This window comes from Amycolatopsis sp. CA-128772, assembly GCF_002904295.1.
In the GTDB taxonomy this organism is placed as follows: Bacteria; Actinomycetota; Actinomycetes; order Mycobacteriales; family Pseudonocardiaceae; genus Amycolatopsis.
The window spans coordinates 1-22,828 of the sequence record NZ_PPHG01000048.1 but is presented as its reverse complement, the minus strand read 5'-3'; the positions used below and the strand labels follow the sequence as shown (position 1 = coordinate 22,828).

General features: G+C 73.0%; 13 protein-coding genes. 2 read left to right on the top strand and 11 right to left on the bottom strand.

Annotation, left to right across the window (positions count from 1 at the left end; all coding sequences use genetic code 11):
* Positions 1-21 precede the first annotated feature (21 nt).
* From C2L59_RS17875 to C2L59_RS17855, 5 genes are all read right to left on the bottom strand, one after another.
* Positions 22-14,229, bottom strand: coding sequence for a type I polyketide synthase (locus C2L59_RS17875; protein ID WP_103350653.1), 14,208 nt, complete (start codon positions 14,227-14,229; stop codon positions 22-24).
* A gap of 41 nt (positions 14,230-14,270) precedes the next feature.
* Positions 14,271-15,461: a cytochrome P450 gene (locus C2L59_RS17870; protein ID WP_103350652.1), complete on the bottom strand. Its 1,191-nt coding sequence runs from the start codon at positions 15,459-15,461 to the stop codon at positions 14,271-14,273.
* 28 nt (positions 15,462-15,489) lie between these two features.
* Positions 15,490-15,696, bottom strand: coding sequence for a DUF5988 family protein (locus C2L59_RS17865; protein WP_233223542.1), 207 nt, complete (start codon positions 15,694-15,696; stop codon positions 15,490-15,492).
* Between the two features lie 185 nt (positions 15,697-15,881).
* Positions 15,882-16,643, bottom strand: a complete 762-nt coding sequence (locus C2L59_RS17860) for a Gfo/Idh/MocA family protein (RefSeq protein WP_103350650.1) — start codon at positions 16,641-16,643, stop codon at positions 15,882-15,884.
* Positions 16,640-17,617 carry a Gfo/Idh/MocA family protein gene (locus C2L59_RS17855; protein ID WP_103350649.1) on the bottom strand — a complete coding sequence of 326 codons (978 nt, stop codon included), beginning with the start codon at positions 17,615-17,617 and terminating at the stop codon, positions 16,640-16,642. The genes C2L59_RS17860 and C2L59_RS17855 overlap by 4 nt, the downstream gene beginning before the upstream one ends.
* 108 nt (positions 17,618-17,725) lie before the next feature.
* Here C2L59_RS17855 and C2L59_RS49005 point away from each other — a divergent pair, with 108 nt between their 5' ends.
* Entirely contained in the window at positions 17,726-17,905 is a 180-nt protein-coding gene (locus C2L59_RS49005) for a hypothetical protein (RefSeq protein ID WP_233223541.1), read from the top strand.
* Positions 17,906-17,923: 18 nt separating this feature from the next.
* Positions 17,924-18,280 (top strand): hypothetical protein, encoded by a 357-nt coding sequence (locus C2L59_RS49000; protein ID WP_233223540.1) that lies wholly within the window; start codon positions 17,924-17,926, stop codon positions 18,278-18,280.
* Between the two features lie 78 nt (positions 18,281-18,358).
* Here the strand turns inward: C2L59_RS49000 and C2L59_RS17845 are convergent, their stop codons facing one another.
* The 6 genes from C2L59_RS17845 to C2L59_RS17820 form a co-directional block, all read right to left on the bottom strand.
* Entirely contained in the window at positions 18,359-19,069 is a 711-nt protein-coding gene (locus C2L59_RS17845) for an ESX secretion-associated protein EspG (RefSeq protein ID WP_103350648.1), read from the bottom strand.
* Positions 19,069-20,394, bottom strand: coding sequence for a hypothetical protein (locus C2L59_RS17840; RefSeq protein ID WP_103350647.1), 1,326 nt, complete (start codon positions 20,392-20,394; stop codon positions 19,069-19,071). The genes C2L59_RS17845 and C2L59_RS17840 overlap by 1 nt, the downstream gene beginning before the upstream one ends.
* The gene (locus C2L59_RS17835) at positions 20,394-20,996 is read right to left on the bottom strand and encodes a DUF3558 domain-containing protein (protein WP_103350646.1); all 603 of its coding nucleotides are present in this window, start codon (positions 20,994-20,996) and stop codon (positions 20,394-20,396) included. Before C2L59_RS17835 ends, C2L59_RS17840 begins: the two co-directional genes overlap by 1 nt.
* Entirely contained in the window at positions 20,993-21,448 is a 456-nt protein-coding gene (locus C2L59_RS17830) for a hypothetical protein (protein WP_103350645.1), read from the bottom strand. Before C2L59_RS17830 ends, C2L59_RS17835 begins: the two co-directional genes overlap by 4 nt.
* 101 nt (positions 21,449-21,549) lie before the next feature.
* Complete coding sequence (locus C2L59_RS17825; protein WP_103350644.1) at positions 21,550-21,966, bottom strand: hypothetical protein; 417 nt, start codon at positions 21,964-21,966, stop codon at positions 21,550-21,552.
* Positions 21,967-22,074: 108 nt separating this feature from the next.
* On the bottom strand, positions 22,075-22,828 hold a 754-nt coding region (locus C2L59_RS17820; RefSeq protein ID WP_233223539.1), incomplete at its 5' end, for a hypothetical protein.

Sequence of the window (22,828 nt, the reverse complement as noted above, 5' to 3'; positions counted from 1 at the left end):
CGATTCGTTCGCCATCGGCGGTCAGCTCGTCTGCCCGAGGGCCCGTTGCACGAGACCGGAGATGTCCAGTGCGTCGATCAGTTCTGCGTCGTCGGCGGCCGGTTCGGGGGCCTCCGCCGCCGTTTCCACGTCGGTGCCGGTGTCGGCCAGGCCGAGCAGGGTGTCCAGCACGCCCGCCTCCTTGAACCGGGCGAACGGCACGGCCGCGAGGACCCGCCGGAGGTCGTCTTCGCGCCCCTCCAGGCCGTCGTCGGCCTCCCGGAGGAGCTCGACGCGCAGGTAGCCGACCAGCGCCTCCGGCGTCGGGTAGTCGAAGATCAGCGTCGCGGGCAGCCGCAGCCCGGTGGCCGCGTGCAGGCTGTTGCGGAGGTTGACCGCGGCCAGGGAGTCGAAGCCGACCTCCTGGAACGCCTGCCGCGGGCCGATGCCCTCGGCGCCGCTGTGGCCGAGGACGGTCGAGGCGTGCCCGCGGACCAGCTTCAGCAGGATGCGGTTCTGCTCGGCGTCCGGGACCGCCCGCAGCGAGTCTGCGAGCGACGACGCCGTGTCGCCGTCTTCGCTGTCGCCCTGAGTGGCCTGCAGGATCGCCTTCGCCTCGGGCAGGTCGGCGAACAGCGGGCTGGGCCGGACCGACGTGAACGCCGGGATGAAGGCACCCCAGTCCATGTCGGCCACCGCCACGGCCTTCTCGTTGCCCGCAACGGCCTGCACCATCGCGGTGACGGCCAGCGGCGGCGCCATCGGGATGACCCCGCGGCGGCGCAGCTGGGCGAGGGCGGCCTCGTCCATGCCGATGCCGATCTGGTCGAGGGCGCCCCAGGCGATCGACGTCGCCTTGAGGCCGCGGGCCCGGCGCCACTCCACCAGGGCGTCGAGCACGGCGTTCGCCGCGCCCGCCGGGCCCTGCCCGCCACCGCCCCAGATGCCGGCGATCGAGGAGAACACGACGAAGGCGTCGAGCGGGGTGTCCTCGAAGAGCTGGTCCAGCCACACCGCGGTGGTCACCTTGGCGGTGAACACCTCGTCGAGGTCGGCCGGCCCGGTGTCGTCGACGGAGCTGGTCTGCGCGATGTCCGCGGCGTGCACCACGGCGGTGACCTCCGCGTCCGCCACCAGCGCGGCGATCGCGTCCCGGTCGGTGCCGGCGCAGAAGTCGACCGTCGTGCCGAGCTCGGCCAGCTCGGCCTTCAGTTCGTCGCCGCCGTCGGTGCCGGTGACGATGAGCCGTTCGACGCCGGCGTTCGCGAGCCAGACTGAGGCGTGCCGCCCGAGCCCTTCGGCACCGCCGGTGACCAGGACCGTGCCACGGGGTTCCCACTTGCCCGTTGCGGACTCCGCCACCGGCTTGCGGACCAGCCGCCTGCTGTAGACGCCGGAGCGCCGGACCGCGAGCTGATCCTCCCCGCCGGTGCCGTTCAGCACGCCGAGCAGGGCCTGAGCCGTGCGCGCGTCGATCGCCGCGGGCAGGTCGGCCAGGCCGCCCCACCGGTCGAGGCGCTCCAGCGCGACCGCGCGGCCGAGCCCCCAGACGGCCGCCTGGGCCGGTGCGGTGACGGCGTCCTGGATGCCGATGTTGACCGCGCCGGAGGTGAGGCACCACAGGGGCGCAGCGACGTTCGTGTCGCCCAGGGCCTGGACCAGCGCGAGCGTCGAAGCGGTGATCTCGGTGGCGTCCGCCGGGCCGCCGTCGAGCGCGAGCAGCGACAGCACCCCGGTGAGGTCGTGCTCCGCCAGGACACCGCGCAACCGCTCGGCAAGGTGCGCCCGCGAAGCTTCCTCGATCTCCAGCCGGACGACGTCGAGTCCCTGGCCGGTCAGCTCGGTCAGCAGCGCGTCGGCGGTGCCGGCCGGGACGACGGCCAGCCAGCGGCCGCCCGGCACCCCGGCGACGTCACGCTCCAGGGGCTGCCAGGTGACCTGGTACCGCAGCTTCTCCGCGGTCGAGCGTTCGCGGCGCCGGTCCCGCCACCCCGCGAGCACGGGCACCACGGTGCTGAGCGCCCCGCGCTGCTCCGGCACCAGGTCGAGCAGCTCGGCCAGGCTGTCCACATCGGACTGTTCGATCGCCGTCCAGAACTCGCCGTCCGCGCCTCCGGCGGCTTCGGTCTCGGTGGTTTCGGCCTCGTGAAGCCAGAAGTGCCGCCGGTCGAAGGCGTACGTCGGCAGGTCGACCCAGCCGGCCGCGGGCACCGCGGCCGTCCAGTCCACGGCTACCCCGCGGACGTACAGCTCGGCGGCCGAAGCCAGCAGGCGGCGAAGGCCACCGTCGTCGCGGCGCAGCGACCCGGTCACCACGGCGTCGTCGCTGATCTCGCTCAGCGGCTGCACCAGCACCGGGTGGGCGCTGATCTCGACGAACACCGTGTGCCCGAGCCCGGCCAGCTCGGCCACCGACGGGCCGAACCGCACCTGACGGCGCAGGTTCCGGTACCAGTAGCCGCCGTCGACGACGTCCTGCTCGATCCACGCACCGAGGACGGTGGAGTAGAACGGGATCGACGGCGCCTGCGCGGTGATCCCGTCCAGGGCCTTGTCCAGGGTTTCGGCGATGGCCTCGACGTGCCGGGTGTGCGAGGCGTAGTCCACCGCGACCCGCCGCACCCGGACGCCGTCGGCGGCCAGCGCGGCCAGGGCCTCGTCGAGCGCTTCGGCGTCGCCGGCGACGACGACCGAGGACGGGCTGTTGACCGCGGCCACCTCGACCCGGTCCGCCCACGGCACCAGCCGCGCGGCCGCGTCTTCTTCGCTCAACGCAACGGAGGCCATGCCCCCGCGGCCGGCCAGTTCCGCGGCGATCGCCTGGCTGCGCAACGCAACCACCTTCGCCGCGTCGTCCAATGACAACGCCCCGGACACGCACGCGGCGGCGATCTCGCCCTGCGAGTGGCCCAGCACCGCGTCCGGCACCACGCCCAGGGAGGTCCACACCGCGGCGAGGCCGACCATCATCGCGAAGCTCGCCGGCTGCACCACGTCGACCCGGTCCAGCAGGTCGGCCTCGCCGCGCAGCACGTCGAGCAGCGACCAGCCGGTCCACTGCTCCAGGGCCGCGGCGCATGCCTCGATCCGCTCGGCGAACACCGGCGAGGTGTCCAGGAGCTCCCGGCCCATCCCGGCCCACTGCGAACCCTGGCCGGGGAACACCCAGACGACCTTGCCCGGCTTGCCCGCGGTCCCGGTCACCACGCCGGGCGCGTTCTCGCCGCGGGCCAGCGCCTGCAGCCCGGCCTGGGCCTCGCCGGCCGAGCCCGCGACGACGACCGCGCGTTCGGTCAGCGTCGCGCGCCCCGACACCAGGGCCCCGGCCACTCCGGCCAACGACTCGTCGTCGAGGAACGCGGCCAGCCGGCCGGCCTGCCCGGCCAGCGAACCGGTGCTGCGCGCGGACACCACCAGCGGCACCACGGAGGCCGGCTCTTCGCCCGCCACGGGTTCCTCGGCGGGGCCTTCCTCGATGATCAGGTGCGCGTTGGTGCCGCTGGCCCCGAAGGAGGACACCGCCGCCCGGCGCGGACGGCCGTCGCGCGGCCACTCGCGGGCCTCGGTCAGCACCTCGATCGCGCCCGCGGCCCAGTCGACCTGGCTCGTGCGCTCGTCAACGTGCAGCGTGGCCGGCATGACGCCGTGCCGCATGGCCATGACCATCTTGATCACGCCGGCCACCCCGGCCGCGGCCTGCGTGTGCCCGATGTTGGACTTCAGCGAGCCGAGCCACAACGGCTGGTCCCGCTCCTGCCCGTAGGTGGCCAGCAGCGCCTGGACCTCGATCGGGTCACCCAGCGCGGTCCCGGTCCCGTGGCCCTCCACGACGTCCACATCGGACGGTGCGAGCCCGGCCGAAGCCAGCGCGCCGCGGATCACCCGCTGCTGCGACGGCCCGTTCGGCGCGGTCAGGCCGTTCGACGCGCCATCCTGGTTGACCGCACTGCCGCGCAACACCGCCAGCACCCGGTGGCCGCGTTCACGCGCCACCGACAACCGCTCCAGCACCACGACACCGACGCCCTCGGCCCAGCCTGTGCCGTCCGCGCCTTCGGCGTACGCCTTGCAGCGGCCGTCGGCGGACAGGCCGCGCTGGCGCGAGAACTCCAGGAACGCGTCCGGGCTGGCCATCACGGTCGCGCCACCGGCCAGCGCCATCGAGCACTCGCCCTGCCGCAGCGCCTGCGCCGCGAGGTGCATCGCGACCAGCGACGACGAACACGCCGTGTCCACCGTGACCGCCGGGCCCTCGAAGCCGAACACGTAGGCCACCCGGCCGGACGCGACGCTCGAAGCCGTGCCGGTCATGGTGTAGCCCTGGACGTCCTCGGGCACTTCGCGCAGCCGCGTCACGTAGTCGTGGTGGACGATCCCGGTGAAGACGCCGACGTCGCTGCCCCGGGCGGACAGCGGGTCGACGCCCGCGCGTTCCAGGGCCTCCCAGGACGTCTCCAGCAGCAGCCGCTGCTGCGGGTCCATGGCCAGCGCCTCACGCGGCGAGATGCCGAAGAGCCCGGCGTCGAACTGGGCCGCGTCGTGCAGGAAGCCGCCCGAACGCGTATAGCTCGTGCCCGGGTGGGCGGGGTCCGGGTGGTAGAGGCCGTCCAGGTCCCAGCCGCGGTCGACCGGGAAGCCGGACACCGCGTCCCGGCCCTGGGCGACGAGTTTCCACAGTTCTTCGGGGCTGTCGGCGCCGCCCGGCAGGCGGGTGCTCATGCCGACGATGGCGATCGGCTCGTCGGAGACGTCCCGCGTCACCGTCGCCGGCGCCGCCGGACGCTCGCCGGACAGTTCGGCCCGCAGGTGCTCCGCGAGAACGGCCGGGTTCGGGTAGTCGAAGATCAGCGTGCTGGGCAGGTCCACGCCGGTGAAGTCGCGCAGGCGGTTGCGCAGCTTGACCGCGCTGAGGGAGTCGAACCCGTGGTCCTTGAAGGACCGGTCGAGGTCGAACGCGTCCGCGTCCCGGTGCCCGAGCACCACCGCGGCGCTCTCCCGGACCAGCTCCAGGACGTCCGCCACCGGCCGGGCCACGACCGGCTCCGCCGGGGGCGTGCTCTCCCCCGGTTCGCCGGTGCCGACCCAGAACCGCTGGTGCTGGAAGGCGTAGGTGGGCAGCACGGTCCCGACCGCCGTGACCGGCCGGTCGAGGACGGCCGTCCAGTCCACGGCCACCCCGCGCACGTGCAGTTCGGCGAGCGCGGTCAGGACGTCGGGGACCTCCTCGCCGTTCCTGCGCAGGGTCGCGACGCAGCTCTGCTCCGAGCCGCCGAGCGTGCCGAGGGCCATGGCGGCGAGCGCGCCGCCCGGGCCGAGCTCCAGGTACGTCGTCGCGCCCTCGCCGCTCAGCGTGGTGACGGCGTCGCCGAACCGCACGGCGTTGCGCACCTGGCCGACCCAGTAGTCCGGCGTGTCGAGCGCGGCCGGCTGCCCGGTCAGCGTCGAGACGACGGGGATCGAACCGGCCCGGTAGGTCAGGCCTTCCGCGACCGCGCGGAACTCGTCGAGCATCGGTTCCATCAGCGGTGAGTGGAAGGCGTGGCTGACGGTCAGCCGCTTGGTCTTGCGGCCGCGACCCGCCAGTTCGGCCGCCACCGCGAGCACGGCGTCTTCGGTGCCGGAGAGCACCACGGAGTCCGGGCCGTTGATCGCGGCCACGCAGACGGCGGCGCCGAGCAGGGGCGCGGCTTCGTCCTCGGTCGCCTGGACGGCGACCATCGCGCCCCCCGCGGGCAGGGCCTGCATCAGCCGGCCGCGCGCGGCGACCAGCTCGCCCGCGTCGGCCAGGTCCAGCACGCCGGACACGTGCGCGGCGGCGAGTTCGCCGATCGAGTGGCCGGCGAGCAGGTCCGGCCGCACGCCCCAGGATTCGAAGAGCCGGAACAGCGCGGTCTCCACGGCGAACAGTGCGCCCTGCGTGTACATCGTCTGGTCGAGCAACGTGCTGTCGGTGAACACGACCTCGCGCAACGGACGTCCGCCGAGGTGCGCGTCCACGGCGTGGCCGGCCGCCTCGAAGGCGTCGCGGAAGACGGGGAAGGTCCCGGCGAGCGCGCGGCCCATGCCGGCCCACTGGCTGCCCTGGCCGGTGAAGAGGACGGCCAGCTTGCCGTCGACCGGCTTTCCGGACACGACACCGGAACCGAAGGCGGCGAGGTCGCTGCGAAGCTGTTCCCGGTCGGAAGCGAGGACGACCGCGCGGTGGTCGAGCTGGGCACGCGTCGTGGCCAGGGCGTGGGCGACGTCGGGGACGCGCACGTCAGCGCCGAGGAAGCCGGCGAGCCGTGCGGCCTGCCCGCGTAGCCCGGCCGCCGAACGCGCGGAGAGGAGCACCGGCACGAGGTACTCGGCCGGCTCCGGCGTCACGACCGCGGCCGGTTCCGGACCTTCTTCGAGGACGACGTGCGCGTTGGTGCCGCCGATGCCGAACGAGGACACGCCCGCGCGGCGCGGGTGGCCGTGGCGCTTCCAGTCGCGGGCCTCGGTCAGCAGCTCCACCGCGCCGGCCGACCAGTCCACGTGGGACGACGGCCGGTCGACGTGCAGCGTCCGGGGCAGCACGCCGTGCCGCATGGCCATGACCATCTTGATCACGCCCGCGACACCCGCCGCGGCCTGCGTGTGCCCGAGGTTCGACTTCACCGACCCCAGCCACAGGGGCTGCTCGCGCTCCTGGCCGTAGGTGGCGAGCAGCGCCTCGGCCTCGATCGGGTCGCCGAGGGTCGTGCCGGTGCCGTGCGCCTCCACCGCGTCGACGTCCGAAGTGGACAGTCCGGCGGCGGCCAGTGCCTTGCGGATCACGCGCTGCTGGGACGGGCCGTTCGGGGCGGTCAGGCCGTTGGACGCGCCGTCGGAGTTGACCGCGGACCCGCGGACCACGGCCAGCACCTGGTGGCCCTTCCGCCGGGCCTCGGACAGCCGCTCGACCAGGAGCAGCCCGACGCCCTCGGACCAGCCGGTGCCGTCCGCGGCGTCGGCGAACGCCTTGCACCGGCCGTCGGGGGCCAGGCCGCGCTGCCGCGAGAACTCGACGAACGTCTCGACCGTGCCCATCACCATCACGCCGCCGGCCAGGGCCATCGAGCACTCGCCGCGCTGCAGCGCCTGCACCGCCATGTGCAGCGCCACCAGCGAAGACGAGCAGGCCGTGTCGACCGTGACGGCCGGGCCTTCCATGCCGAAGTGGTAGGCGACGCGACCGGAGAGGACGCTGGCCGAGCCGCCGGTGAGCCGGAAGCCCTCGACGCCGGCGGCGCGGTGCATCCGCACGCTGTAGTCGTGGCTGTTGACGCCGGCGAAGACGCCGACGTCCTGCCCGGCCAGGGTGGCCGGGTCGATCGCGGCCCGCTCGAACAGCTCCCAGGACGTCTCCAGCAGCAGCCGCTGCTGCGGGTCCATGGCGAGGGCCTCGTTCGGCGAGATGCCGAAGAAGGCGGCGTCGAACCCGGCCGCGTCGTCGAGGAAGGCGCCGTGGCGGACGTACGTGGTGCCCTCGTGGTCGGGGTCCTCGTGGTAGACGCGGTCGGTGTCCCAGCCGCGGTCGGTGGGGAACTCGGTGACCGCGTCGACCTCGTCGGCCACCAGCCGCCACAGGTCTTCCGGGCTGTGCACGCCGCCGGGGAAGCGGCACGCCATGGCCACGATGGCGATCGGCTCGTCGGCCGCCGCGGCGGTCCCGATCTCGGCCGGCCGCGGTGCGCTGTCGCCGAGGAGCTTGGTCCGCAGGTGTTCCGCGAGCGCCGGCGGCTTCGGGTAGTCGAAGATCATCGCCGGGGACAGCGTGAGCCCGGTCGCGGCCGCGAGGCGGTTCCGGAGTTCCACCGCGGTCAGCGAGTCGAAGCCGGCGTCCTTGAACGTCCGTCCCGTGTGGACGGACTCGACGCCGGCGTGGCCGAGCACCTCGGCGGCGTGCCGCCGGACGAGGTCGAGCAGGGTTGCGGCCTGCTCGGTCTCGCCCAGCCCGGCCAGGCGCTCGGTCAGCGACGCGGTCCGGGCGGCCGTCCGGCGCGGCAGCGGCGCCAGGCCACGCAGCAGCGGCGGGACCGGGCCGCCGGACTTCGCCGTCGCCCGCAGCGCGGCGACGTCGAACTTGGCCGCCACCAGCGCGCCACCGGTGCCGACGGCGGCGTCCAGCAGGGCCATGCCCTCGTCCGCGGGCAGGCCGGACATGCCGATCCGCTGGTTGCGCCGCAGGTCGGCGGCCCCCAGGTGTTCGGTCATCCCGCTGACCGTCGCCCAGTAGCCCCAGGCGATGGACACGGCCGGCAGACCGAAGCTGTTCCGCCGGCGTGCCAGCGCATCCAGCTCGGCGTTGGCCGCCGCGTACCCGCCCTGGCCGGGGTTGCCGAGCACGCCCGCCGCCGAGGAGAAGAGCACGAACGCGGCCAGGTCGGCGTCCCGGGTGAGCTCGTCCAGCAGCCGGGCGGCTTCGACCTTCGGCCGCCGCACAGCGCCGATCCGGTCCGGGGTCAGCTCGGTGATGACGCCGTCGGCGAGGACGCCGGCGGTGTGGATCACGGCGGTGAGCGGGTGCTCGGCCGGAATCGCCCGCAGCACGGCTTCGAGCTGCGCCCGGTCGGCCACGTCGCCGGCGGCGACGGTGACGAAGGCGCCCAGCGCGGTCAGCTCTTCCTGCAGTTCGGGAGCTTCCCCGCGCCGGCTGACCAGCACCAGGTGCCGGACGCCGTGGGTGGTGACGAGGTGCCGGGCGGTCAGCGCGCCGAGCGTGCCGGTGCCGCCGGTGATCAGCACGGTCCCCTCGGGGTCGAGCGGCCGCGCGTCCCGCTCGGGCGCGACCCGGGCCAGCCGGGGCACCGACGCGACGCCGTCCCGCACCCTGACCTGCGGTTCCCCGCTCGCCACGACGGCGGGCAGCACGGCGTGGTCGTCGAGGTCGGCCAACACGATCCGGCCCGGGTGCTCGGACTGCGCCGAGCGCACCAGGCCCCAGATCGCGGCCGCTTCGGGTTCGGCGCAGTCCCCGGTGACCACGGCCAGCCGGGTCTCCGCGGGATCGGCCAGCCAGGCCTGGAGCGCCGCCAGCGTCTCCTCGACCGACGTGGCCTCGTAAGTCAGGAAGCCGGCATCGGTGGCGGCGGGCAGCGGGATTTCCGGCCAGCCGACGCGGAAGAGCGCGTCGGTGGTCCCCGGTTCGGCGGCGAACGGCGTGCCGCGCACGGATTCGACGGTCAGCACGGGCTGCCCGGCCGGGTCGGTCAGCCGCAGGCCGGTCGCCGTCGGTGTCACGGTCACGGCCGTGGCCCCGGCGGCCAGCAGGGACACCCCGGTCCAGGTGGACGCGAGCAGGTCGTCGCCGACGACCGTGCGGACGGCGGCGTCCAGCAGCGCGGGGTGGATCCCGTACCGGTCCGCGTCCCGCAGGCCGGCCACGGTGACGTCGGTGGCGTCTCCCGCCGCCGGCGGGCCGGCCGCCTCGGCGGCGGCGGGAGGGGCCAGGGTGCCGTGGGCGTGCCGCGTCCACGGTTCGTCCGCCTCGCGGGAGAAGACCTCGATCGGCCGCCGCCCCCGCTCGCCGGGTTCGCCGGCGAGCAGCTGGACGTCCCGGCCACCGCGGGCCGGCAGCACCACGGGCGCGTCGATGGTCAGTTCGGCGAGGACGGGGGTCGCGGCCAGGTCGCCGAGCCGGATGGCCGCCTCGACCAGCGCCGCGTTCGGGACCAGGCCGGCCGCCGCCCAGGGCTGCGTCCGGCGCGTCCACCGGGCCACGGCCGTGAGGCGGTCCGCACCGGGCGTGCTGACGATCGTGCCCAGCAGCGGGTCGCCGGCCGGCGCCGGTTCGGCCGGCTCGAGCCAGTAGTGCCGGTGGTCGAAGGCGTAGGTCGGCAGGTCGACCCAGCCACCGGCGGGCGCGAGCGGAGTCCAGTCCACGTCGACGCCGGCGGCGAACAGCTCGCCCATCGACGTCAGCAGCCGGCGCAGGCCACCGTCGTCCCGCCGCAGCGTCCCGGCGACGACGACGTCCCCGGTCAGCTCGCTCAGCGGCTGCACCGTCACCGGGTGCGCGCTGACCTCGACGAACACCGTGTGGCCCTGCTCGATCAGGGTGCTCGCGGCCGCGCCGAACCGGACCTGGTTGCGCAGGTTGCGGTACCAGTAGCCGCCGTCCAGCACGCCGGCGTCCCGCACCCATTCGCTCGTGACGGTCGAGTAGAACGGCGCTGTCGGCGCCTGCGCGCGGATTCCGGCCAGGGTCCCGGCGAGGGTGTCGCGGATGTCTTCGACGTGCCGGGTGTGGGACGCGTAGTCCACCGCCACCCGCCGCACGCGGATTCCTTCACCGGACAGGGTTTCCAAGGTCGCGTCGAGGGCGTCGGCGTCCCCGGCGATCACCACGGACGCCGGGCCGTTGACCGCGGCCACCTCGACCCCGTCCGCCAGCCACGAGCGCACGTCGTCCTCGCCCAGTGCGACCGACGCCATCCCGCCGCGGCCGGACAGTTCCGCCGCGATGGCCTGGCTGCGCAGGGCAACCACCTTCGCCGCGTCTTCCAGCGACAGCGCACCCGACACGCACGCGGCGGCGATCTCGCCCTGCGAGTGGCCGACGACGGCGTCCGGGCGCACGCCCACGGACTCCCACACCGCGGCCAGCCCCACCATCACCGCGAAACAGGCGGGCTGCAGCACGTCGACCCGGTCCAGGTCACCCTCGCCGCGCAGCACGTCGATGAGCGACCAGTCGATCCACGGTTCCAGCGCGGCCGCGCACTCGGCGATCCGCGCGGCGAACACCGGGGAGTCGTCCAGCAGTTCGCGGCCCATCCCGGCCCACTGCGTCCCCTGCCCGGGGAACACCCACACGACCTTGCCCGGCGTCGCCGGACCGGCCGGGTTCAGCGCCCGCAGCCCGGCCACGGCTTCCGCACGCGAACCGGCCACGACGACCGCGCGTTCGTCCAGCACCGCACGACGCGCCACCAGCGCCCCGGCCACCTCGGTCAGCGAGACATCGCCTTCGAGGAAGGCCGCCAGCCGCCCGGCCTGCCCGGACAGCGCTTCCCTGCTCCGCGCCGACACCACCAGCGGCACCACCGCGGCGTCCGGCGCAGCCACCGGCTCTCGGGCGGGTGCTTCCTCGATGATCAGGTGCGCGTTGGTCCCGCTGACCCCGAAGGACGAAACGCCGGCCCGGCGCGGCCGTCCGGTCCGCGGCCACTCGCGGGCTTCCGTCAGCAGTTCCACGGCGCCGGCGGACCAGTCCACCTCTTGTGTCGGTTTGTCGACGTGCAGCGTCGGCGGCAGCACCTCGTGCCGCAGGGCCTGCACCATCTTGATGACCCCGGCGACGCCGGCGGCCGCCTGCGCGTGGCCGATGTTCGACTTCAGCGAGCCGAGCCACAGCGGCGTCTCCCGCTCCTGGCCGTAGGTCGCCACCAACGCCTGCGCCTCGATCGGGTCACCGAGGGTCGTCCCGGTCCCGTGCGCCTCGACGGCGTCCACCTCGGACGGGGCCAGCCCGGCCGCGGCCAGCGCGCGGCGGATGACCCGCTGCTGCGACAGGCCGTTCGGGGCGGTGAGCCCGTTGGACGCGCCGTCGGAGTTGACCGCACTGCCGCGCAGCACGGCCAGCACCCGGTGACCACGCTCGCGCGCCACCGACAGCCGCTCCAGCGCGACCACGCCGACACCCTCGGACCAGCCGGTGCCGTCGGCGGCCGCCGCGAACGCCTTGCACCGGCCGTCGGGGGCCAGCGCCCGCTGGCGGGAGAACTCCACGAACGAAACCGGCGTCGCCATCACCGTGACCCCGCCGGCCAGGGCCATCGAGCACTCGCCCTGCCGCAGGGCCTGCGCGGCCAGGTGCATCGCGACCAGCGACGACGAACACGCCGTGTCGACGGTGACCGCCGGGCCTTCCAGCCCGAGCACGTACGACACGCGCCCGGACGCGACGCTCGACGCCACGCCGGTGGTGACGAAACCCTCCAGCTCCGGGGCGGCCGCGCCGGCCCCGTAGCCCTGGTTCATCAGGCCGGAGAACACGCCGGTGTCGGTGCCCTTCAACGTGATCGGGTCGACCCCGGCGTTTTCCAGGGCCTCCCACGACGTCTCCAGCAGGAGCCGCTGCTGCGGGTCCATCGCGACGGCTTCCCGCGGCGAGATCCCGAAGAACCCCGCGTCGAAGTTCCCGGCGTCGTGCAGGAACCCGCCTTGGCCGACGTAGGACGTCCCGGCGCGTTCCCGGTCGGGGTCGATCAGGTTGTCCAGGTCCCAGCCGCGGTCGCCGGGGAAGCCGGAAACGGCGTCCACGCCGTCGGCCACCAGCCGCCACAGGTCTTCCGGCGAAGCGACCCCGCCCGGCAACCGGCAGGCCATCCCGACGATCGCGATCGGCTCGTCCGGGTCGGCCGCCACCACCGGCTCGGCGACGGCCTGCGTCAGCCCGAGCAGCTCGGCCCGGACGCGGGCGGCCAGCGCCGACGGCGTCGGGTGGTCGAAGACGGCGCTCGCGGGCAGCCAGAGCCCGGTGTGCTCGGTCAGCCGGTTGCGCAGCTCGACGACGGCCAGCGAGGTGAAGCCCAGCTCGCGGAACGCGCGTCCGGCCGGGACGGGTTGCCCCAGCACGTCGGCGGCCTGGGTGCGGACGAGCTCTTCCAGAAGTTCACGCTGCCCGCGTTCGTCCAAACCGGACAGGCGCGCCCGCAGCGCCGCCGCGACGGCCTCGTCGGCCTGCCGCGCCTCCTCCGCGTGTTCGGCCGCGACGTACCGCAGCTCGCCGGGCTCGCCGGCCAGGAGGCCCCGCCGGATCTTGCCCGACGCGGTCCGCGGGAGGTGGGCGACCTCGATGATCCGCTCCGGCACCTTGTACGCGGAAAGCTGTTCGCGGCACTTTTCGATCAGCGCCGCGGGATCGAACCCGGCCGGCGCGGGGATGACGTACGCGACCGGCACCTCGCCGAGCGAGTCGTGCGGGGCACCGGCGACCGCCGCGTCGGCGACGCCGTCGGCCGTGCGCAGGACCGCCTCGATCTCGCCGGGGTGGATGTTGGCCCCGCCCCGGATGATGAGCTCCTTGATCCGGCCGCAGATGGTGAAGTACCCGGCGTCGTCGCGGCGGGCCAGGTCGCCGGTCCGGAACCAGCCGTCCCGCATCGCCGCGGCCGTCGCCTCGGGGCTGTTGTGGTAGCCGACCATCACGTTCGGCCCCTTGACCCAGACCTCGCCCTCCTGGCCGGCGGGAACCTCTATCCCGGTGTCGGGGTCGACGACGCGCACCCCGACGCCCGGCACCGGCCGGCCGCAGGACCCGTCGACGCGGGCGCCGTCCGGCGGGTTCATCGTGATGGCGCCGCAGGTTTCGGTGCTGCCGTAGGCGTCGATCAGCGGAACGCCGAAGGTCTCCTCGAACTCGCTGCGCAGCCCGGCGCCGAGGACCGCGCCCCCGGCCAGGCCGATCCGCAGGCCCGGCGCGGTGAACCCGCGCTGCCGGGCGGCCCGCACCAGGTGGTGGTAGGTGGTGGGCACGCCGGCCAGGAACGTCGAGTCCTCCGCGCGGAGCAGCCGGATGACGTCGTCGGCGGAACTGCCGTCCGCGATCCGCACGGTGGCGCCGACCACGGTCGCCGACAGCACGCAGGCGATGTGGGACAGGCTGTGGAACAGCGGGAGCGGCCAGAGCACCCGGTCCGCGTCGGACAGTCCGGGGAACGGGACGTAGCAGGAAGCGACGGACCAGAGGCAGTTGCGCTGGGTCGACAGGACGCCCTTGGGCCGGCCGGTCGTCCCGGACGTGTAGAACATCCAGGCCGGCTCGTCGAGCCCGAGGTCGTCCGGCGCGGGCTCGGCCGGTTCGCTGACGGCGAGCTCGTCGTAGGCGTGGGCGCCCGCCGGGACGTCGTCGCCCGTCACGAGCAGCCGGACGTCCGGCGCGAACTCCAGCCGCGCCACCTGCGTCGCGTCGGTGATGACGGCGACCGCCCCGCTGTCGGCCAGCGGGTACTCCAGCTCGGCCGTCGCCGCGCCGGGGTTGAGCGGCACGCCGATGGCGCCCGCGCGCAGCACCGCGAAGTAACTCTCCACAGTGGACACGCGGTTGCCGAGGCAGATCGCCACCCGGTCGCCGTGCCGGACGCCCAAAGCGGCCAAGTGCCCGGCGAGCCGGCGCGTCCGCGCCTCGAGCTCGCCGTAGCTGACCGCCCGGTGGTCGTCGGCGAAGGCGACCTTGCCGGCATGACGGGTCGCGTTCTCCAGGAGTGCGACGTGAAGTGGCTTGATGAGATCGGTGCGCACCGTGCCGCAGATCCTTTCGGACGTTCGGAGGGGAAGAACGCTCACCAGGAAAGCGGGAGCTTCTCCACCGAGAAGACGGAACCCTTCAGCCGCAGCGGAACCTCGTCGGCCGGGACGGCCAGGCGGAGGCCGGGGAACGCCCGCAGGAGCGCGGTGAAGCCGGCCCGGAGTTCGATGCGGGCGAGGTTCTGGCCGAGGCACTGGTGGATGCCGAACCCGAACGCGACGTGCCCGGAGGTGTCGCGCTCGAGGTCCAGCTCCGCGGGACAGCCGAACTTGGCCGGGTCCCGGTTGGCGGCGGGCAGCGACACCGTGACCGTGTCGCCCTCCTTGATCAACTCGCCGTCGAGCTTCAGGTCCTCCAGCGCGGTGCGGTAGGTGTGGTACTGGTTGACGGTGATGTAGCGCAGGAGTTCCTCGATCGCGGCGTCGAGCTTCGCCGGCTCCGCGCGCAGCTTCGCCAGCTGGTCCGGGTGGTGCAGCAGCGCGAAGGTGCCGACGGACAGCGCACCTTCCGTGGTCTCGTAGCCCGCGAACAGCAGCAGGGTGACGATGTTGCGCAGCTCTTCCAGGGTCAGGTCCTCGTTGACGAGGGAGCTGATGAGGTCGTCCTGCGGCTCCTGACGCCGCCGCTCGATGACCTCGTCGAAGAAGGCCTGCGCCTGCCCGTACGCTTCCGCCGCCTCCGCCGGGTCCGCTTCCGCGTCGTGCAGGAGCGTCACCGCGGGCACGTACCGGTCGCGTTCGGCGTAGGGCAGCCCGACCAGCTCGCCCAGCATCCGCAGGACGAGCGGCTTGGCGAAGTCGGCCACCAGGTCCGCCGGCGCCCCGTGCGCGCGCATGACCTCGATCTGCTCGGCGGCCACGGCTTCGACGCGCGGGATGAGCCGGCTCGTGCGGCGGACGGTGAACTCACCGGTCAGCAGCTTGCGGTACCGGGTGTGCTCCGGGGGGTCCATGTGGATGAACATCCCGGGGATCAGCGGGTGGGTCGGGATGACCTGGCCCTGGTGCGTCACCGGGAAGTGGCCGACCTCGCAGCTGTGGCTGAACCGCGGGTCGCTGAGCACTTCGCGCACCAGCTCGTAGCTGGAAACGATCCAGCCGACGTGCCCGTCCGGATAAACCATCTTCGCGAGCGGCCGTTCTTCGCGGAGGGTGTCGAATATCGCGGGCGGATCGAACTTGTCGATTCGCGCCCACGGCTCCTCGAAGGAAATTGCGTCGGTCATGGAAACCTTTCCGGGAGGGATTCGGGCGCTATTCGGCGATCTTCGTGCGGTGCGACCACCGGAAGACCGCGATGTCGCCGGCCTCGAACTCCCCGCCGTGCACAAAGTGTTCGTAGCCGGCCCCGTGGCGGATCTTGAGCGTGCGGTCCAGCGCGGACGCCAGTACGCTGCGTTCCGTCGCCGCCAGTTCGGCCGGTCCACCGCTCAACGCGATTTTCACCTGCGTAACACTCATCGCGGCCTCCACCTGTTCGCCGGTTTTCCGAGCACAGACCGGTCTCTTCATTCTCGATTCAGGCTAGGCGAGCCACTCCTAGGCGGCATCCCTCACTCTGGTAGAGCAGTCCGGGCCACTCCGCGGGCGCACGAAAACGGGGACTTCCTTCCCTGGAAAGGAAAGAAGCCCCCGTGGAGCCGTATTCAGGCCAGGTCGACGGGCTGCCCGGTCTGCGCCGATTCGTAGGCCGCCTGGACGATCCGGAACGTCCGCAGCGCAGCCTCGCCGTCCGGCCCCGGTGTGTCCCCTTCGCTCAGGAAGTCCCTCAGCAGCAGGGAAACCAGATCCTCCCCACCGAAGGGGCCGACGCCGTCGAGCAGCTTCGGGCCGGCGTCGTACTGCACGCTCGCCTTGTCCCCGATGAAGGTGACGGCAGGCCGGTCTGTCCCAGCCGGGTCCCGGCGGAGGTCGAACGAAGCGACCTTCCCGCTCCGGTACCGGACGGTGAGCACCGACGCGCTTTCCGCGCCGTGTCCATTGAGGACGGTGTTGGTCTGTGCGTACACCTGCTGCGCGGGCTCGCCGCCGAGGACGGCGTCCGCCAGGTCGAGCAGGTGGGGCGCGGCGGCACCCAGCACCCCGCCGTCCGCATTCGTGGCCAGCGAGCCGAGGATCGTCGTCAGTTCCCCGATGCCGCCGTCCGCGATTCCCCTGCGCACCACGGTGAACGCCTCGCCGTGGCAGGCCGGGGACGCGAAGGTGAGCCGGTCGCCGCCGGCGTCAACGATGGCTTTCAGGTCGGCTTCTTTGGCCGCCGACGGGTATTCGCACAGCACCCGGGCGCCCGCCTCGGCCGCCCGCAGAACCGGCTCGAACGCGTCCCAGCCCGCCGTGGCAATGACTTCGACGTTCCGCAGGCCCTCGGCGTAGACCTCGGGCGCGGACGACAGGATGGCGACCTTCACGCTGCTCCCTCCACGGGCAGTTCGACGGCCCGCCCGGTCCACGCGGACTCGGCGGCGGCCTGGGTGATCCGGACCGCGGCCAGCGCGTCCTTCGCCCCGATCCGCGGCTCGGGACCACCGGCGAACGCGGTGGCGAACTCCCGCATCTCGGTGGCGAACACGGACGGCCCGTAGTAGCCGAAGTTCGTGGTTTCGCCGTCGACGACCCGGACCTCCTGCGGCCACTCGGAGTCGTAGCTGACGGCCCCGCCGGTCCCGGAGACGTGGAACGTCACCCGCACGGGCGGCTTCGGGGTGGCGGTCCACCGGCTCACGACCTGGCTGATGGCCCCGCCGGCGTGGGTCAGCACGACGGTCCCGGTGGCGACGGCGCCTTCCGGCGCGGGCGTGGCGATGTCCCCTTGGTAGCAGGCGTGCACCCGGACGACGTCCCCGAAGACCCAGTGGGCGAGATCGGCGCCGTGCAGCAGCTGATCGGTGAGGATGCCCCCCGAGCGCGCGGAGGCGGTCCCGGTCCAGGGCCGCGGGTGGTAGGCGGAGAAGGAGAACCGCCCGAGAGCGACGTCCCCCAGCTGCCCGCTCGCGACGAGTTCGTGCAGCCGCGCGTAGGGCTCGGCGAACCGCACGTCGTGGGCGGGGTAGAGGCGCACCCCGGCCCGTTCGGCGGCGGCCACGATCTCGGCGGCCTCGGCGGCGTCCGCGGTCAGCGGCTTCTCGCAGACGACCCCGACCCCGGCGGCGATGGCGGCCATGGCGATCTCGTGGTGGCTGCCGGTCGGTGTGCAGATGTCGACGGCGTCGGCGCCGTCCAGCGCCTCGGCCAGCGAGCCTGCCGCCGTGACCCCGAACTCCTCCGCCAGGCCGGCGGCCCGGCCGTCGTCGGAGTGCACCCGCACGGTGGCCCCGGCGCCGAGCCAGGCTTCCAGGTGCAGCCGGGCAATCAGCCCCGCACCGATCAGAGCCACCTTGAGCATGGTTTCCTCACCGACGTCGTCGCGTACCGGGCCTGTCCAGACTCACCTACGCCGCCCGGTGGGAGCCATTACCAACGTGGGTAGTCCGGGCCTGCCGGAGTGGTCCGCATGTGCGAGTACTGCGAACTCGACGCCAACGACTTCCCCGAGCTTCCTCCTGTGCGCCTGCCTTCTGCGGCCGAGGGACTGGCCGCCGCCGAGCGCAGCGCAGCCCTGGCCGGTCTGCGGCGCTACGTGGCGGAACTGGACGGCGTCGCCGAACGGGGGCTCGGCCTGCTTCCTCGATGAGCCGAAGCGTGCGGGCTGGTGCTGGCCAAGCTCGCCGAGCTGACCGGCCGCCCCGGACCCGACCCGACGCTCGTGCGCTTGACTCCCCTCGCTTTGCGGGCGCTGAACCGGATGCTCCGCGCCGAGGGTGCCGACGCACCGATCCTCGGCGAACTCGCCACCGCCCCACTCGATGTTCTCTGCGCGCAGGCCATCCGGGCGAACGGCGGCATCGCCGGTGCGCTCACCGCGGCCTGGCTGGTAGAGCGCGACGAGACAGCGGCCGAAACGCTGACCGCCGAAGAAATGTGCCTGGGCATGACCGATCACCTCGCGGCGATGGACGAACTCGGGGCGCGGCGGACCATCCGGTCCGGCTTCACCTGGTCGACGTGATCGCCCAGGAGCACCCGGACCACAAGCTCGCCAAGCACGCCCGCAAAGCACGCTTCGCCCTCCGCAGGAACTGAGCCGTCAGCCGAGCTCGCGCTGCTGCTCTTCCAGCTTGGCGACCAGGACGCCGTCGGAACCGCCGACCGTGGTCACGAACCGGCCGTCCGCCGAAAGATGGCTGAGCCACCGGCCCTGCTCGGTGTCCACGAAGGTGACCGGCTCGCCGCGCCGGTGGCCGCGGTGGTCCCGGACGCCGACCGACAGCTGCCCGCCCGCGTACCGGGCCTGGGCGAAGATCGCCGCGACGCGGGCCGCTTGGCCGTGGGGTTCGCCGGTGGTCAGGTCGGTGACCGGGACCGAATAGGAGACCGACCGGGCGGGCGGGTGCTCGGGCAGTTCGCGGGCCACGATCGTGGCGAGGGCTTCGAGCCGTGCCGGGCTCAGCAGAAGCCGGCTTTCACGCGGGAGGTAGCACGCGAACGCGCCGGACCGCTTCCCGGCGGCGGCGTGCAGCCGGTAGGTCAGCTCTTCGGTCTGCACGTACGCGGACACCTCGGCTGGTGCCCGGCAGAGGAGCCGCAGGCTGTCTTCGAGGTCCTCCCCGGGCTCGTCCCGGTCGAGGAGGCCTTCCGCGGCCAGCTCCTCGCGGGCGGCCTCCGCGCGTTCGGCCTCCGCCTCCGCGCTGCGCCACACCGGTTCGGGCGCGAGGACGGCGGGCAGCACGAGCCCCAGCCGCTCGGCCGCCCAGTGCACGCTCCGCGCGTTGAGGACGGCTTCGTGCCGAACGGGCATCAGGCGCCGATGGTCGGAGGCACCGGCTTCATCCCGTCGGGGAAGCCGCCGAACAGCTCGTCGGGGTCGGGCTCCTGGAGGATGTCCAGCCGCTTGTGCTCCTTGTCCTCTTCCTTCTCGCCCCGGCCCAGCGGCCCGCCCAGGCCACCGGCGCCGGGTTTGCCGGCAGCTCCGGTCACGCCGGCGCGCGACATTCCCGGTTCACCGAACCGCCCGGTACCGCTGCGGCCGCCGGGCTCACCGACCCCGCTGCGTGGGCTTCCCGGACCCGTGCCGGTGCGTCCGCCGCCGGGCTCACCGACGCCACCGCGGGGGCTCCCCGGGCCCGTGCCGGTGCGTCCGCCGCCGGGCTCACCGCCGCCACCGCGGGGGCTCCCCGGGCCCGTGCCGGTGCGTCCGCCGCCGGGCTCACCGCCGCTGCCGACGCGACCGGGACCGCCTGTGCCCGGCCCGCCCGTACCCGGCAGTCCGGGCACACCGGTGCCGAGCCGGGCGTTGATGTCGCCGGAGCCCCCGTCCCGGCCGAAGCCGCCGCCGGGGAGGCTCGGATAGCCCGGCCGATTCGGGCTGTCGCCGGTGCTCGCGACCGGCGACAGTCCCGAGGTGTGCGTCGTGTCGTTCTGACCGGGCCCGGTGGACCCGGTCGTGGTGTGCGGATCGGTCGCGCCGGGGCGCTGCTGCTGCCAGGAGATGTCCTGACCGGGGATCGGGGTCTCCCGGTGGTCGACCGGCTGGACCTGGCGCGTGCCGGCGGTCCGGTCGTCGTGCCCGCCGGGTGGCGTGACCGCGGGCGGCTTCCCGGCGTGCTCGATGTCGGCGCCGCCGGCCGGGAGGGTGAGGTCTCCGTAGTCGCTGGGCAGGCCCGCGGTGTTGTCGCCGCTCTGCCCGAAGTACGTGCCGTAGTGCTGGACGACCTCCTGAGCCTTGGCGTTCCAGCCGGCGATTTCTTCGTCCTTGTTCGTGAGCATCGGCAGGTGACGGCTGAGGAAGTCTTCACCCGGCTGCGGACCGGGGCCGTCCCCGACCTTGTTCTTCAGGTCGGCGTAGTCACTGCCCTGCGTGACGAGCGCCTCGCGCGCCGCGCTCAGGTGCACCGCGCTGACTTCGGACGCGGCGAGCAGCGGCCCCGCCCCGGCCTGGGCCTGGCCCGCGGCGTTGCCGGTCCAGGCCTCGCTCATGGCGGACTGGAGGCGGGCCATCATGTCCCGGGCTTCGACGTGCTTGGCGGCCATCTCCTCAGCGGTCCGGCTCGACTCGAAGAGGCTGCCGGGGCCATCGCCCGATTTGAGGAAGTCGACGACCTGCTGCGCGGTGTATTCGGTCATCACGCACCGGCCTTCATGGTCGAAACGGCCATCTCGCCGACCTTCTGCAAGGTCGGGCAGGGATCGCCGTTGATCTGGGAGTCCGGACTCACCGATATCTGAACGCTGTAGACAAGGTCGTCTCGCAGGCCGACCATCAACTGACACGTGTTTTTCGGCGGGTTATCGTCATCCACCAGCACGCCGGGATACCCCGATACGTCGGCAATAGCCTTGAAGTAGGACCATTCCCCCTGCTTCTGCAGCTTATAGATATTGGCGAGATTGCTGCCACTGGTCAACAATTTGGAGTCCAGTCTGAATCCAACCTCGTCAAACGCGTTCCAGTCACAACCCGGACCCAGGTTGCTCGGATCGGGCTCCGGTGAAATCGTAATGCGCAGTTGGGCGAGCTGGTCTTTTGTGAGTGCGGCACACGGGTCCTGCTCGTACCGCGCAGTGTCGAGCGGTTGCACCACCTTCGGAACATCCGGATCGCCTCCCGGAGCAGGCACCGAGGTAAGCGTGCTCGTCGACGGCGTTGCGTGGCCGGTCACCCCACTCGAGCAACCTGTCAACAGAACCGCCACCGACAGCACCATGGTCAGCTCGCGCCGCTTCATAGATCAGTCCCCATGACGTTGAACGAGTCGGCCGACGATTCATCATCCCGCCGGTATCTATCGATCATTTTCTCGAGCGATAGCACATACTGCGATGCATATTCCCACTGCCGCTTGATGCTGTTTCGATACAGCTCGGCGTGAGTCTTCGCCGCGGTGTTGTTTACCCTACTGGCTTCATCGTCGGCCGGCGACCTCACCGCCCGGAGTTCTTCACCGCTCGCCCGGAGGTTGCCGAGGGTGTCGCGGAGGTCCTTCCACTGGGGCAGCAGGGTCTGCATCTGCTCCACGTCCAGCCTGAACCCGCCACCCGAACCGCCTCCCTCGTCGGCTTGGCGCAGCCGTTCCTGGAGCACGATCATGTCCCGGGCGTGGGCGCCCTTCACCGACGGGTCGTCCACCGGGACCCGGTAGCCCGCCGACCCCGTCACCTCTCGCGCGAAATCAGGCATTGCAGAACTTCCTCCCCGAAGTCCCCGTGAGTGCCTGCACACTCTGCGTCAACAGGTCAACTTATCAGACGACGCGGAGTGAGTCAGTCGTTCCGGCGAGTTCAATCGTTCACCCGGACGGTGGCCAGGAGCCGGTCCCGCTGCCCGGCCAGGAGCGTGCCGAGCAGGAACGCCACCACCACTCCGTCGGGGGCGTGGACGGGGTAGCCGCGCAGGTCCAGCTCCGCCGGCGTCGCCATCGGGCCGGCCGGGACGCAGGCGTCCTCGACGACGAAGACCGTCGTGCCGCGGCCGGTCGGGAGGCCGTGCGGGACTCCGCCGATCGCCATCGACCGCGCGCCGGACAGCCTCGGCGGCAGGCCCTCATCCAGGACCTTCCGCAGCGTGGCGTCCACGTCGAGGGTGTCCGGTACCAGCCCGGTGCCGAACAGCCCCTCGGGACGGTCGACGTTCGCGCACCGGCTCCCGCCGTAGCTCTCCAGCTCGAATGCGTGGCATCCCCGAGCCCAGCTGCGCACGCCGCGGCGGGCTGGTCCGCCATCAGCTCCGCGAAGCGAGGGTGGCGCTGGAGGTCGCCATCGCCGCCTACGCGCAGGCCGAGGAAACCCTCCGATTCGCGAGCTGACCTACTTCGACGGCGAAGGCGCAGGCGAAGGCGCCGCCGGAACCTTGGGCGCGTTGTACGTGTCCATGTCGGTGATCTTCCACTTGTCGCCCTGCAGCTGGGCGTTCAGGTGGAGCTGGGCCGTCCCCGCGGTCGTCTTCTTAGTGTCCGTGCGGGTCGACGTCTGGTCGACGAACACCATCACCTTCGCCAGGTCGCCGTTCAGCATGATCACCGCCGCGCGCGTCACCTTGCACGTCACGATCATCTTCTGCTGCGGGGCCAGCCGCTTCACCTCGCCCATCAGCGAGTTGTACTTGTTCTTGACGTCGTCGTTGGCCAGCAGGTCGTTCGCCGCGTCCTCGGTCTTCTTGATGTTGTTGTAGTCGTAGGAGAACAGCGCCTCGGCCGCCTTCGACACCGCGTCCTTGACCTGGGCCGTCTTCGCGACGTCCAGCAGCGCCGTGTTGCTCGTCGCCGAGGAGATCTCCTGCTCCTTGGCGTGGAACCAGTACGCCAGCCCGCCCAGGATCAGCGCCACCAGCACCAGCGCGCCCGCCACCAGGTACGGCTTCTGCACCTTCGAACCCGCGGCCTGCTCCGCCGGCTCCGGGTCTTCGACGACCTCGGCTTCCGACGTCGGCTTCGCGATCCCGGTGTCCCGCTGCTTCCGCCGCGGCGCCGGCCGCGCCGGAGCCTCCCCGGTGAGCGCGTCGACCTGCGGTTCCTCGGTCCCGACGGCCGCGAACACCTGGGTGTCCTCCGCCGGCGCGGTG

Coding starts and splice junctions, on each gene's coding strand:
- C2L59_RS17870 (WP_103350652.1), bottom strand. CDS start 15,461: ATGACCGACGCAATTTCCTTCGAGGAGCCGTGGGCGCGAATCGACAAG.
- C2L59_RS17865 (WP_233223542.1), bottom strand. CDS start 15,696: ATGAGTGTTACGCAGGTGAAAATCGCGTTGAGCGGTGGACCGGCCGAA.
- C2L59_RS17855 (WP_103350649.1), bottom strand. CDS start 17,617: ATGCTCAAGGTGGCTCTGATCGGTGCGGGGCTGATTGCCCGGCTGCAC.
- C2L59_RS49005 (WP_233223541.1), top strand. CDS start 17,726: ATGTGCGAGTACTGCGAACTCGACGCCAACGACTTCCCCGAGCTTCCT.
- C2L59_RS17845 (WP_103350648.1), bottom strand. CDS start 19,069: ATGCCCGTTCGGCACGAAGCCGTCCTCAACGCGCGGAGCGTGCACTGG.
- C2L59_RS17840 (WP_103350647.1), bottom strand. CDS start 20,394: ATGACCGAATACACCGCGCAGCAGGTCGTCGACTTCCTCAAATCGGGC.
- C2L59_RS17835 (WP_103350646.1), bottom strand. CDS start 20,996: ATGAAGCGGCGCGAGCTGACCATGGTGCTGTCGGTGGCGGTTCTGTTG.
- C2L59_RS17830 (WP_103350645.1), bottom strand. CDS start 21,448: ATGCCTGATTTCGCGCGAGAGGTGACGGGGTCGGCGGGCTACCGGGTC.